The 13,980-nt window shown below is 40.9% G+C and carries 9 protein-coding genes; 3 read left to right on the forward strand and 6 right to left on the reverse strand.

Annotation, left to right across the window (positions count from 1 at the left end; translation table 11 throughout):
• Positions 1-123: 123 nt before the first annotated feature.
• The 3 genes from Q0791_RS05410 to Q0791_RS05420 form a co-directional block, all read right to left on the reverse strand.
• Positions 124-465 (reverse strand): hypothetical protein, encoded by a 342-nt coding sequence (locus tag Q0791_RS05410; RefSeq protein ID WP_299003581.1) that lies wholly within the window; start codon positions 463-465, stop codon positions 124-126.
• Between the two features lie 185 nt (positions 466-650).
• Complete coding sequence (locus tag Q0791_RS05415; protein WP_299003583.1) at positions 651-4,259, reverse strand: response regulator; 3,609 nt, start codon at positions 4,257-4,259, stop codon at positions 651-653.
• 371 nt (positions 4,260-4,630) lie between these two features.
• On the reverse strand, positions 4,631-6,025 hold the full coding sequence (locus Q0791_RS05420; RefSeq protein WP_299003584.1) for a PhoH family protein: 1,395 nt from the start codon (positions 6,023-6,025) through the stop codon (positions 4,631-4,633).
• 667 nt (positions 6,026-6,692) lie between these two features.
• Here Q0791_RS05420 and rapA point away from each other — a divergent pair.
• Positions 6,693-9,593: an RNA polymerase-associated protein RapA gene (gene rapA / locus Q0791_RS05425; RefSeq protein WP_299003586.1), complete on the forward strand. Its 2,901-nt coding sequence runs from the start codon at positions 6,693-6,695 to the stop codon at positions 9,591-9,593.
• A gap of 161 nt (positions 9,594-9,754) precedes the next feature.
• Here rapA and Q0791_RS05430 read toward each other — a convergent pair whose 3' ends face one another.
• The gene (locus Q0791_RS05430; RefSeq protein WP_299003588.1) at positions 9,755-10,564 is read right to left on the reverse strand and encodes a crotonase/enoyl-CoA hydratase family protein; all 810 of its coding nucleotides are present in this window, start codon (positions 10,562-10,564) and stop codon (positions 9,755-9,757) included.
• 179 nt (positions 10,565-10,743) lie between these two features.
• Here Q0791_RS05430 and Q0791_RS05435 point away from each other — a divergent pair, with 179 nt between their 5' ends.
• Together Q0791_RS05435 and Q0791_RS05440 are read left to right on the forward strand one after the other, a co-directional pair.
• Entirely contained in the window at positions 10,744-11,745 is a 1,002-nt protein-coding gene (locus tag Q0791_RS05435) for a response regulator (protein ID WP_299003590.1), read from the forward strand.
• A 2-nt stretch (positions 11,746-11,747) separates the two neighbouring features.
• On the forward strand, positions 11,748-12,716 hold the full coding sequence (locus tag Q0791_RS05440) for a diguanylate cyclase (RefSeq protein WP_299003592.1): 969 nt from the start codon (positions 11,748-11,750) through the stop codon (positions 12,714-12,716).
• A 62-nt stretch (positions 12,717-12,778) separates the two neighbouring features.
• Here the strand turns inward: Q0791_RS05440 and rraB are convergent, their stop codons facing one another.
• Positions 12,779-13,186, reverse strand: coding sequence for a ribonuclease E inhibitor RraB (gene rraB, locus Q0791_RS05445; protein ID WP_299003594.1), 408 nt, complete (start codon positions 13,184-13,186; stop codon positions 12,779-12,781).
• A 16-nt stretch (positions 13,187-13,202) separates the two neighbouring features.
• The gene (locus Q0791_RS05450; RefSeq protein ID WP_299003596.1) at positions 13,203-13,943 is read right to left on the reverse strand and encodes a 1-acylglycerol-3-phosphate O-acyltransferase; all 741 of its coding nucleotides are present in this window, start codon (positions 13,941-13,943) and stop codon (positions 13,203-13,205) included.
• Positions 13,944-13,980 lie beyond the last annotated feature (37 nt).

A 13,980-nucleotide genomic window follows, 5' to 3' on the forward strand; every position in this document is an offset into this window, starting at 1 on the left:
TACAGCATAAATGCGCCTTGAATTGAAAAGCCTGAGAAGCTCTGAATTGATCATCTATATAATAGAATTGGTATAACTACCTTTCACTTCAATACGCTGCCTATCGCTAAATCAATATAAAGGTTAAAAATCCGACATAGACTTATCATGCTGACTTTGTTTGAAAGGTGTGATTTTATCATCCACTAATTGTGCTTTCGCTTCAGGATTGTTTTCAAAATCGTATACACTGGACGTAGCATAAGTTTGAGATAAATCATGTTGGCTTTTAGGAAAATCTTGATTGCCCATATCTGTTATTGCGCCGCTTTCAGGCGGATTAAGCGCAAAGTCATAATGAGCAGACACTTCAGAGGTTTTAGAAAAATCATGCTGACTCATAGAATATGGAGCCGCTTCATTAGCAGTACTGATAGCAGAAAAAGCAATCGCACCAAAGATAAACACTAACTTTAAAACACTCATACAAAGCAACCATTAAGTTACATTACCGTAACACAATGATAATACAAGCACCCCATTTAGTGAACACTAAACCTCAATATGTTTAAAAATATCGCAAAAAGAGTGTTTTTAATACTCGTTATTCCTTACATAAAAAAGCCACCCTATGGTCGATAAGGTGGCTACCAATAAGGTTTATTTTATTCTTAAGTTTTATTTATCCAATAGCTTAGCGTGTCAAATAATTCATCTAACACTATAGGTTTAGTGATGTGAGCATTCATACCCGCATTCAAGCTTTTTTCTCTATCACCAGACATTGCATGTGCAGTCATCGCAATAATAGGTAATGTCTCGCTATCATACTGCTCACGCAGCTTCTTTGTCGCTGTCAAACCATCCATCACAGGCATTTGAATATCCATTAAAACAGCATCAAAGCTTGCTTTTTCTATCATATCAATGGCCACTTGACCATTTTCTGCAACTTCCACCTGATAGCCCGCACTCTTTAACAGCTCAGTTGCGACCTGCTGATTAATAAAGTTATCCTCAACTAAGAGCACATTGCCCGCAATTTCGACTTCCTTTTCCACCTCTTCTTCCGTTATTTCTTCAGCATCAACCACATCTTCTGTCGTTGTTGGTCGTTGCTGAGAATCATTATTTTTAGAAAAAGCGTCGATAATCTCATCAAATAACGACGATGCCTTAAAAGGTTTTTGTAATAACGCCGAGACCTTAATATCACTTAAGTCTTTTTGCATAGGCTCTGCAGAATAAGCCGTCATCATAATAATCACAGGTCTTTTGGCTAAACGACCATCGGCCACCATTTCATCAATACGTTTGATCACTTCTGGCCCATCCATCTTTGGCATCATCCAGTCAAGTAACAATAAATCGATCTCTTTAGTGGCCAGTATCTCTAAGGCTTCTTTTCCGCTTAATGCGGTATCCACATCAAAATGAAAACCGCGAGTCACGCTGGAATAGATTTGCAGAGCAGTCGGATTATCATCAACCACTAATGTCTTTAAGTGACCCAACCAAGAAGGGAAGACTAATGGCGGCGCAACGATTTCGTCTGCCACTTCAAAACTCACAGTAAAACTAAATGTCGACCCAACACCGGGCTCACTTTCCACTTGTAAAATGCCGCCCATCATAGAAACAAGATGCTTACTGATAGACAAACCAAGCCCTGTTCCCCCATACTGGCGAGTGGTTGAGCCATCCGCTTGTGCAAATGCATCAAATAGGCTGGCCTGTTTTTCTTCATTGATCCCTATGCCAGTATCACGTACCCAAAATTTCAAGCTAATGTAATCGTCTCGCTCACCAACATCTTCACAACCCAATTCAATTTCACCTACTTGGGTAAATTTGACCGCATTTGACAGTAAATTAATGAGGACTTGTCCCAGTCTTAATGGATCGCCTTCTAACATTAATCCCGCAGTAACAGGTGCATATAAGAGTAATTCAACACCTTTTTCTTGTGTACGTAATGCATTGAGATCTAGGGCATGCTCAAGCACTTTATCCAAAGGAAATGCCACTTTCTCTAGCTCAAGTTTACCCGCCTCAATTTTAGAGAAATCAAGAATATCATTAATAATTCTCAACAAAGAATGCGCAGAAAAATCAGCCTTATCCAAATAATCAATTTGCTGTGGCGTTAACGAAGTGCGTTTGGCTAACTGCAACATACCAATGATGGCATTCATCGGCGTTCGAATTTCATGACTCATATTAGCCAAAAACTCACTCTTATACAGATTCGCCATCTCAGCATCTTGTTTAGCTTCTAACATGGCCACTTCATTACTTTTATGTTTAGTAATATCTTTATGGGTTCCGACCATACGTTTAGCTTGACCATTGCTCATAAACTCAACCACACGCCCTCGAGATTGCAGCCAATGATACTCGCCACTTTTACCACGCATCCTAAATTCAACATCATAAGTACCAGAAGGCACAGCCAAGTATTGTTCCATGGATTGCTCAACGCGCATGCGATCATCAGGATGAATAAGTTCACTGATGGTTGACACTAACGCTGGAAATTCATTGGTTTCATAACCCAGCATAGTATAATAGGCAGGGTTGCAAATGATTTGCTCAGAATCGAGATACCAATCCCATAACCCATCTTCCACGGCATCCATCGCAAGGTGATAACGCTCCTCCGATAACCGCAACTGCTCTGCAGATTCATATTCACGAGTCACATCTCGCCACACCGAAATCAAACCCAATAACTCACCACGACGATTATAAAAGGGTAACTTAAGGGTATCGAGTAAAATCGATTTACCCGCCAACTCCACCTTTTCTTGATACCTTAAGGTGGATTTCTCTTCCATGACACGTAAATCTTCAGCCAAAATTCGACCCGCTTGATCGTCACTGGCCACTTTATCTGAAAAGCGCCCTATTATTTCGCTCTCCGTGAAACCTAACATGCGCTCTGCCGATTTATTACAACCTAAATATCGACCTTCTTTATCTTTAAAAACAATCGCTTCAGGTATAGAGTCGATAAGGGAACGTAACAAGGCAAATTCTCGCTCGCGGCGCTCAGTCGTTTCTTTTAATCTTTTAGTACGCTGAGCCACCAACTTGTCCAGTCGCCTATTTTGCTCCGCAAGATGCCGAGTATATTGTTTGTTTTCTTCAAAAATACGGCTAACAAGTTGATACCAAGGTTCCCAACCATCTGATACCCGCTCGGGCACCTTAATGGGTTCTTGAGAACACATCTCTAAATGAGTTAATAAACTCGTAGCCGGATTCACAAAAGAGCGCCGAGTTTGCCAGTGAACGATAGTGACTAAAACAGACAAGGCCAATACCACTAATAAAAAGGATAACTTCAACTTTTCCCAAGAATCTTTGAATAAATCATCAACGGGTTGTAAATACAGCAAGCGCCAAGGGGCGTTATGCAATGCAACTGAATGAATATAATAGCCATTACGAATAATACCTTCGTGGGCATCAAACAACACAGACTCAGGTATAGAATGAAGCTCTGACGGTATTTTCTGACTAATATGGTATACGCGATTGATATGAGCTGAATCGACATCACTGTTAGAAAGAATATTATTACCCTGATCCAACAAAATCACCGTACCGGGCATTTTAAAATACAAACGTATTTGTTTTGCCAATGACGCCAATGTCATGTCTAAATTAATGGAACCAATAAATTCATCTTTTAAATAGATGGGCACACCTAAGGTCGTTAGCAAACCTTTATTGGTGGGATCCACATAAGCCTCACTCCAAAATACGCTACGCTGAGGATTCATTGAAGGCGCAGCTTCTGTAGCTACTGGAAAAGATAAAGACAGCTCAAATAGCATTTCTAATTCTTGGTAGAATTTCTCACTGCGGCCATTCAAAGAGCCTACGCCAGTAATACGGCCCATGTTAGTGAAAGGTTCACCACTATGAGCATAACTCGGCTCAAGTGTGAAATATTGGCCCGTTTCTTTGAATTTCTGGTATTGAGGTAAACTGTCTTTTCTGACGAGTTCATCAAAACGTAAATGATCTACGGCCACATTACGTAAGCTTTTAACCGCCCTAATGCTGGATTCAAGTAAAAGATCAATTTGCAGAACATGACGTTCAACTTGCTCTTCTCTTTGTTCAATTAAATGCTTTTTTTCACGATCGAAAAAAAACCATGCCGTCACTAACGCCATGATAATAACACCGATATAGGTATAAAAAACGGCTCGGTTATAATTCTTTTGAATCGGAGATTTTAATTGAAGACCTAGTTCAGTTGGTTTCATTCACAACCCTTGGCAAAACACACTTTTCGCTGATAATCATACCATAGTAGGCCGATTTCACATCTTGCAAAGAAACAAGTGTATTGCCCACATCTAGACGACATAAAGTCCAGGTACACCAAAATTAAACAATAAAATAACCACATTAAAACCAACTATTTACAATTGAATGTTTATTGTTACTTAAACTAAGCTTAAAAAGGCTTAGCTGACTATCAGTATATCAAAGCATCGGAATCAAACGATTAATATTTATTAAATATGTGCGAATAAACGACTTTAAAACCGATCAAGTAAAACACAGATAATATTCCATTAAGTGACTTAGGGATCAAAGGCCTAAGCCACTTAAAATGGTATGAAAGTAAGGCCTATAAATTTTCTTCAGCAAATTCAGCCAAACGTGAACGCACAACGCCATTTAAGTATATATTGGCACTACCATCAAAGTCTTTAAAACGCTCTACAATGTAAGTTAATCCCGATGTCACAGCAGTAAGATAATTGGTATCGATTTGTGCAAGATTACCACTGCAAATCAATTTTGTGCCCTCTCCCATGCGCGTCAGCATGGTTTTCAGTTGAGAAGCGGTTAAATTTTGACATTCATCCAAAATCACCACAGAGTGCTGAATTGAACGGCCTCGCATAAAGTTAATTGACTTAAATTGAATATTGGCCTTTTCCATAATGTAATTCATACTACCCGTTGGATTAACATCATTTTTATGTAGCACCTCTAAGGTATCAGTAATCGCACCTAACCAAGGCGCCATTTTCTCTTCTTCAGTACCGGGTAAAAAACCAATAGATTCGGCAATTTCAGGCGTATTACGCGTGACAATCACTTTGTCATAAAGGCCACGTTCTACGACCAACTCAAGTGCCGCTGCCATGGCGAGCAATGTTTTTCCGCAGCCTGCAGGTCCAGTTAAAATCACTAAATCAATATCAGGATCCATTAAGGCTTGCATCGCCATGCCTTGATAAATATTTTTAGGCTTAATCCCCCATGCTTCAAGATGTAACAGCCTGTCTTTGCCTAAATCGAGAAACTTAAGCTCTTTATCTGTTTTATCCACGATACGACCACAAAAATTAGATTTCTCATCGAGCATGTATTGATTACTATAAAAAGGTTCATCACCAAAATCGGCTAATGGCACCTTATGCACTGTGTGCCGTCCATAACTCTCCGTGCTAACATTATCGGTATAATCCCAAAAATTGCCCTCAAATTGATGAAAACCTTTAGTGAGAAAACGCACATCGTCAATCAATTGATCTCGGCGATAATCTTCCACCATTAAAATACCGGCACCTTTGGCTTTAAGGCGCATATTAATGTCTTTTGTCACTAAGACTAAACTACGGGGGGCATGCTTTTTTTGTAAATGTAATGCAGTATTAATAATGCGATTGTCATTGTTAATATCGGGTAAAGAGCTATTAGTGAAATCAAGTTGATGATCGGGAAAAATAGCGAGGCGGCCTGACACATCAGCATGATCTTCTCGCCTTGGCAGAGGCACACCATCGACGATTTCTTCGGGGGTAATTTCTCCGCCTAAAATATCTTCTAAGGCTCGAATTGCCACTCGCGCATCGCGGCTAATATCCCGTTTTCTATCTTTAATTTGATCGAGCTCTTCTAACACTGTCATCGGAATGATGACATCATGTTCCTTGAATGAATATATGGCTAAGGGTTCATGCAGTAACACATTGGTATCTAATACAAACAACTTTCTGTCGTCTTTATTCATGACGCCTCCATTTGTGTATTATTTATACCCGTGATACTTGAAGATGCAGGATTCAGCTGGAATTAAAAGCCTTTTAGGCAAGGCTTTGAACAGCGTGCCTAGTCATTCTAAGCTGATGTTCAATAACGCAGTATAAAAGGCTTTTAAACCAGCCCCTTGGGAGTCTGTAAAAGCACCTACTTCTGCGTTGTATCACCTTAAAAGGCAATAAGCATTTCGGCAATAATACGCCTTGAATTAGGCACTTTTACAAGCTCTGAAACATGCATCTTCAAGTATCACGGGTATAATGCTTATCTTTCACCTAAGATAATTCAATGCTCTCCTATATTGTTAACAGTGGATGGCCAATTAATATACTTCTTCCAGTATCACGGGTATAACTAAGCTTAGAAGCTTGATTTGCGCTTTGACAATTCACTTTAGCGTTTCCTCATAGTGCCAGCAAACTTTTCCTGTATCAAGCCATGTCCCTTTCAACTAAGGGCTATTGAAATAGGCGCCATTTTGGCTAAACTAGTGCATTATTGAGTCACTTTTTTATCACTAATCTGTCTTAAAAAAGTCCAATTTGAATGAAGATAATGACGTGGGTAAATCTTGCAGTTTTACGGCGTTTAGGTATACCATACGCGCCCTTGTGTTCCCCTGTAAATGAGAAATATAAATGCTGTTTTCCTTAGGTCAGCGCTGGATAAGTGATACTGAATCTGAACTTGGTTTAGGTACTGTTGTTGGAATGGAAGGCCGTATGGTCACCCTACTTTTTCCTGCAACGGGTGAGAATAGATTGTTTTCACGCGCTGAAGCCCCACTCACTCGTGTAATTTATAACCCTGGTGACAAGGTTGAAAGCCATGAAGAATGGAGCTTGAAAGTCACTGAAGTGGAAGACAAAGATGGCCTTATCATTTATCACGGCATTCATGAAGAAACCGGTGAAGAAGTCAGCCTGCGGGAAACACTGCTCAATCACAACATTCGCTTTAATAAACCCCAAGATCGCCTTTTTGCTGGTCAAATAGACCGTTTAGATCGATTTGGTGTTCGCTATCAATGCCAATTGTTACGCCATAAACTCGCCACATCAGATTTATTGGGCTTGCAAGGCCCTCGTGTTGGACTCATCCCCCACCAGCAATGGATTGCCCATGAAGTCGGACAGCGATTCGCCCCTCGCGTGCTATTAGCCGATGAAGTTGGGTTAGGCAAAACCATTGAAGCTGGCCTCATTATCCATCAACAATTACTGACAGGCCGCGCCGAACGCGTATTAGTTATCGTGCCTGATACACTACGCCACCAGTGGTTAGTTGAAATGCTAAGACGATTTAACCTGCGTTTCTCCATCTTTGATGAAGATCGCTGCGTTGAAGCCTATGCCGATCATGACAATCCTTTTTATACCGAACAGCTCGTGATTTGTTCTTTAGAGTTACTGCGTAAAAAACGTCGTCTCGAACAAGCGGTTGATGCCGACTGGGATTTACTGGTTGTTGATGAAGCCCACCACCTTGAATGGTCAGAAGAAGCACCGAGTCGTGCTTATCGTATTGTTGAAGCCTTAAGTGAAGAAATACCTGGCGTATTATTACTCACCGCCACGCCGGATCAATTAGGTCACCAGAGCCATTTCGCTCGCTTGCGTTTACTCGATCCAGACCGTTTTTACGATTATGACACCTTCCTAAAAGAAGAAACCAGCTATAAAGAAGTGGCAATCGTTGCCGATGCCCTAGCCAGTAATGACACTATCGATGCTGATATCCTTGATAAACTGGTTTCATTGATATCAGAAAAAGACATCAGTGAAAACATTAAGCTTATTCAGAATGACAATACTGATGTACGCTATCAGGCCAGACAATCACTTTTACAAGAATTACTCGACAGACACGGAACTGGCCGAGTGCTTTACCGTAATAGCCGCGCCTCAGTAAAAGGCTTCCCTAAGCGACGCTTTAACGCTCATCCACAATCTATGCCAGAGCAATATGCCACTGCAGCGCGTGTGAGCGCCATGATGAACAAACATTTGGACACCGCCGCCAAAGTGAAACAAATACTCAGCCCTGAAAAAATCTATCAAGACTTTGACAGTGGCAGTGCTAGCTGGTGGAAATTCGACCCTCGCGTCGACTGGCTAATCGAATTTTTGAAAAACAATCGCAGTAAAAAAGTATTGATCATCGCCAGCCAAGCCGATACCGCACTCAGCCTTGAAGAGGCATTGCGAACTCGAGAAGGCATTCAGGCCACGGTATTTCATGAAGGCATGTCTATCATTGAACGTGACAAAGCGGGCGCTTATTTCGCTCAAGAAACTGGCGGTGCCCAAGCCCTGATTTGCTCTGAAATTGGCTCTGAAGGACGTAACTTCCAATTTGCCAGTCAATTGATTTTATTTGATTTACCACTGAATCCCGATCTGCTTGAACAACGTATCGGCCGTTTAGACAGAATAGGTCAAAAGAATGATGTTGAAATTCACTTACCTTACCTTGAAGATACTGCGCAAGAAGGCTTAATGAATTGGTATCACAAGGGCCTAAATGCCTTTGAGCAAACCTGCCCAAGCGGCCATATTTTATACAAGGAGTTTTCAGCCAGTTTACTTGATAGTCTATTACTCAATGATGAAGACAACTTCAGCAGCTTACTGAAAGACACTCAAGAACGTTACCAAACGCTAAAATTAGCCATGGAACAAGGTCGAGATAAGCTTCTTGAAATTAATTCTCATGGTGGAGAAAAGTCAGCACAGTTAGTCGAAAAACTGGCCAGCCGCGATCAAGACACTCACCTCATTGGCTCTGTGATCCGTCTTTGGGATATTATTGGTGTTGAACAAGAAGACAGCGGCGAAAATGCCATCGTACTTCGCCCAAGCGAACACATGATGTTTCCAACCTATCCCGGATTACCAGAAGATGGTATTACCGTCACTTTTGACCGGGATATTGCGCTATCTCGCGATGATATTGCCCTCATTACACAAGAACACCCCATTGTACAAACGGGTTTAGATCTCATCACCTCATCTGAGACAGGCACCACCAGTGTTGCCGTACTAAAAAACAAAGCCTTGCCAGCTGGCACTCTGTTTTTAGAACTCATTTATATGGCCGATGCATCTGCGCCTAAATCGAGTCAGCTTTATCGTTATTTCCCGCCAACTCCAGTGCGAATTTTACTGGATCAAGCGGGTAATAATTTATCCGATAAAGTCACCTACGAAAGCTTTGATAAGCAATTAAGTGCCGTCAACCGTCATATTGGCAGTAAACTTGTTAACGCCTATCAAACTGCATTGCATCCATTATTGGGTAAAGCAGAAACCTTTGCCGATAAGGAGTTGGCCTTATTAATTGATACAGCTCGCGCGAAGATGACAGAGCAATTGTCCAGTGAGCAAGCAAGACTTGAGGCTTTAAAAGCCGTTAACCCTAATATTCGAGATGAAGAAATTGAGCATATTAAAGAGCAAATGAATGAGCTTAATCGCTACTTAGATGCAGGACAATTACAACTCGATTCCATTCGCTTAATTGTAGTGAGTCACGCCTAAGTAACACTGACTGTCATCATAAAAAGCCGAGCCTTCAATACAGAAGACTCGGCTTTTCTATGACATCAAGACGATAAAATTGACCGCTGTGCCCGTATTTTTTACTGATCTAGTCGGCTTAAATATCGAAATACCAAAATGAGCAAACAACTCAAAAACCTTTAATACCAACGTGACTGTCTTTTTTCATAGGGCATATTGGGTTGTTTACCTTGTCTCAATGCCGCTATCACTCGATTCTTTCCCATTAATAACTTTATTTGGCTTAAGGTTTCTCGCCTTAGCAAACGCCTAACACTGGCAGTCCAACTGCGATTAATACTGAACTTAATTGCTGCATTGGCATCGGGGGAGGTTTGCATCAATTGCTGTGCTAACTGCTCAGCACTTTCCATTGGATTGCTCACGATTTGAGTCACGAGTCCTTTTTGTAGCGCCTCCTCTGCACTGAGCACTGCAGCTGTCATCGATAGCAATAAGGCTTGATCTTTTGGCATAATTTCCCTCAATGTGACCAGTCCTGCCATATCCGGTAACAAGCCCCATTTGGCTTCCATAACCGAAAATTGAGCCGTGCTTGACACTAACCTAAAATCCGCTCCCAAGGCTATTTGCATGCCTCCACCAAAACAACAACCTTCAATCGCCGCAATCACAGGCACAGGTAACTGGCGCCATCCTAAGGATATGCGCTGAGCGAGGTTAGCATTACCCGGCAAAATTTTAAACAATATTCGCAGCGCTTGCATGGGCGATTTCATCACACTTTTCACATCTAGGCCTGAGCAAAAATTATTCCCTGCACCAAATAAAATCACCGCTTTCAGATCACGATCTTTCTTCAATTGTTTAATTGTTTTATCGATTTCCAGAAATGCATCAAAGCTCAGCGCATTATATTTATCAGGACGATTCAAACACACATAAGCGATGCCCTGCTGTTTTTTGATTTCTACATAATTCCCTTTCATGTTCACCCACTCATTAATTAACGCTATAAAAACAAAAAAATATCCTTTGACCAACATCCCCCCAAATATGCTAGCATCATCATTCAGAATATCGGTACCTCAGAGTGCTCTTTTTTAAGCAAAGTACACTGTACTTTGAAAACGTGATTTTTTTCACGTCAATCTAAGGATTTTGATTAATGCCATTCCCAGTACTTATCTGTGATGATTTTGCATTAGCCCGAAAACAAATAGTACGCAGCTTTCCCACGCAATGGAATATTGACGTCACCTATGCAGTTAACGGTTTAGAAGCCATAGAAGCCATACGTCAAGGAAAAGGCAAATTGGTTTTTTTAGATTTAAATATGCCTATCATGAGTGGCTTTGATGTTCTGGACTTAGTGCAAACCGAAAAGCTAGACTGTCAAATCATTATCGTGTCCGCCGATATTCAAATTAGCACCTTAATGAGAGCTAAATCACTCGGTGCACTGGATTTTATTCAAAAGCCCGTCAACCCAGAATCCCTTAAATATCTATTAGATGAACACAACCTTTTTCGTGCATGTCGCTCACCTATCACAACAATCCCCTCTCCCCACGTCGATCTGCTCGATGCAACCAAAGAGCTGGCCAATGTCGCAATGGGAAAAGCAGCGGCGTTATTATCACATTTATTAGATGCCGTGGTCATACTCCCCATTCCCAACGTCAATACGTTAGAAGTCAATGAGCTCATCATGGCACTCAAGTCCACTGATACTCAAGAAAATATATCAGCCTTGTGCCAAGGCTTTATCGGCGCCAATATTGCTGGAGAAGCCTTGCTACTCTTTCATGACTCTTCTTTTAACGACATGGCGAACCTAATGAATTTACCTCTCCCCCATGATCACCATAATGAAATTGAGATCATGATGGATATTGGCAACGTGCTCATTGGTGCCTTTCTCAACGGCTTATCTGAACAACTCGACGAAACATTTAATCAAAGTCATCCGGTTATTCTAGGCAAACATTGCAGCGCCAACGATTTAATACATGAAAACTCGGGGAAATGGACTAAAAACTTAACCATGGAAATCAACTACCGTATTGAAGGCCATCATATTCAATGTGATTTATTATTGGTATTAACCGAGGATTCTATACCCACATTAAAAAAAAAATTACAGCACTTTGTCAATAGGACCCCATGAACATGAATTCAATACCAAACATCAATGAGCAGTGGCATTGGTTAGCCGATATGGTACAAACCATAGAGGTGGGGCTAGTGGTACTGGATAAGGACTTTAACATTCAGCTATGGAATGGCTTTATGGAAAATCACAGTGGGATCCTTTTCGATAAATTGCATAATAAAAATATTTTTGAGCAATTTAAGGACTTACCTAAGAATTGGCTACAGCAAAAAATGCAATCGGTTTTCCTTCTAAAAAACCGCTCCTTTATCAGCTGGGAACAACGCCCTTTTGTCTTTCAGTTTAAAAATTATCGCCCTATTACCTGTCGCGCAGATTTTATGTACCAAAATGTCACCTTACTGCCCCTCACATCAAAAGATGGGAATATTACTCATATCAGTATGCTGGTTTACGATGTCACCGACGTCGCCCTAAATCGTCAACAATTAAAAACAGCCAACGATAACTTAGCGCGCTTGAGTCAAATCGATGATTTATCTCAACTCTTCAATCGACGTCACTGGCAAATTTGTATGCAAAAGGAATTTGATCGGCACCTTCGTTATGGGCACCCCACTTCCTTATTGATGTTGGATATCGATTACTTTAAAAATATTAATGATAATTATGGCCATTATGCGGGTGATAAAGTGATCCAAACCATTTCACACATTATTCGCCAATCTCTGCGAAAAACAGATTTTGCGGGCCGTTACGGCGGAGAGGAATTTGCCATAGTGCTGCCTGAGACTCCCGTTCAACAAGCGATCAATCTAGCCGAACGCTTAAGGCAAACCATAGAAGCAACCCCCTTTGTTTTCAGTGATACCGTGATCAAAATTACCGCCAGTCTCGGACTATGTGGAATCGATAGCCATAGTCAAACCAGTGAACAGTGGCTTGAAAATGCCGATATGGCACTGTATGAAGCGAAAAGACGAGGAAGAAATTGCAGTATTGAGTACAAAAATGAACAGGAATAACAAAGAGCGCGCTAAAAACCATTAAAAATTGATTTTTAACGCGAATACAATACGGATAGGCATTAATGCAGAGAGTGGCCGTCATGCTCAGAAGACGCTTCCTCTTCAAACTCTTCATCACCGATGAAGTAAGTGCCCCAACCGTCATAATCGACTTTTTGTTTCGCCGCAACATGAAGCAATTTTTCACAAGCATCATCGAGCAATGCCACTTCCAATAAATGGGTACTCATGGCATCGAAGCAATAAATAACAGAACCATCTTCCAGCTCCATTTCCTCCGCATCATTCACTTCAAAACCCAGTTTAAAGGCTTCAACAGCTGCTTTTTCTAATTTATCAAAATTGGTAGAAGAGAAATGATGTTCGATAGTGTACTCGGCATCGGGATCGGAGCCATCTGCCAGCATAGCATCAACGATCTCTCTATTTTCTTTTTTCTGTAACTCTAATTGCTGTGCAATCGACATGAAGGACTCCAAATCATTAAATATTATTTGATACTCTTTTACCCATCAAGGCTTGCGCTTCTTGATTTAGTTGGGCTAATTTTTGTGTCATTTGAGCATGAATTTTGGCAGAAAAATCTTTAACCTGCGACTTATCAATACCCTGAGTTGTGATAGGCTCCATCACTTCTATGATCACTACCCCATTGTTCCAACGATTCAATTTTATATGACATTGATTAGATGCTAATACAGGAACCATAGGCACCTCGGCAGCAATCGCCGTATAAAAAGCGCCCATTTTAAAGGGCAATAACCCTCGACCTTTTGAGCGAGTGCCTTCTGGAAAAACCCATAGCGACAAGCATTTACTTTTAATATTCTGAGCCGTTTTTGCCATAGTATCAAAGGCTTTACTGCGATTTCGACGATCCAGTAAAATGTTACCTGTTAACCAATAGATTTGTCCAACCAAAGGTATCCAAGCGATACTTTTTTTCCCTAAACTCACCGTCCCTTTTGGAACAGCCGCTGTGTGAGTAAAAATATCAAAGCTATTTTGATGGTTCGCTAAAAAGATGCAAGGATTGTCATTCTTTTTTGTTTGATTACGCACAATCACTTTAATGCCTAATACAGGGGCCGCCAAGGAAAACATTTTGGCTAACATATGTACATTATTACGATGTCGCGGCCTCACTAAACAAACTAAACAGCCAATAATAAATGCCAAACACAACATAATGGCTAAAATAATACATCTAAAAATTAAAAGCACCGCATTCTCCCACAACTTAAGTGTGGCACAGTATAAC

The organism is uncultured Shewanella sp., from assembly GCF_947495455.1.
Lineage (GTDB): Bacteria > Pseudomonadota > Gammaproteobacteria > Enterobacterales > Shewanellaceae > Shewanella.

What these genes read in the sequence shown, in the direction of transcription:
- Q0791_RS05410 (WP_299003581.1), bottom strand. Translation starts at nt 465, where the DNA reads ATGAGTGTTTTAAAGTTAGTGTTTATCTTTGGTGCGATTGCTTTTTCT.
- Q0791_RS05415 (WP_299003583.1), bottom strand. Translation starts at nt 4,259, where the DNA reads ATGAAACCAACTGAACTAGGTCTTCAATTAAAATCTCCGATTCAAAAG.
- Q0791_RS05420 (WP_299003584.1), bottom strand. Translation starts at nt 6,025, where the DNA reads ATGAATAAAGACGACAGAAAGTTGTTTGTATTAGATACCAATGTGTTA.
- rapA (WP_299003586.1), top strand. Translation starts at nt 6,693, where the DNA reads ATGCTGTTTTCCTTAGGTCAGCGCTGGATAAGTGATACTGAATCTGAA.
- Q0791_RS05430 (WP_299003588.1), bottom strand. Translation starts at nt 10,564, where the DNA reads ATGAAAGGGAATTATGTAGAAATCAAAAAACAGCAGGGCATCGCTTAT.
- Q0791_RS05435 (WP_299003590.1), top strand. Translation starts at nt 10,744, where the DNA reads ATGCCATTCCCAGTACTTATCTGTGATGATTTTGCATTAGCCCGAAAA.
- Q0791_RS05440 (WP_299003592.1), top strand. Translation starts at nt 11,748, where the DNA reads ATGAATTCAATACCAAACATCAATGAGCAGTGGCATTGGTTAGCCGAT.
- rraB (WP_299003594.1), bottom strand. Translation starts at nt 13,186, where the DNA reads ATGTCGATTGCACAGCAATTAGAGTTACAGAAAAAAGAAAATAGAGAG.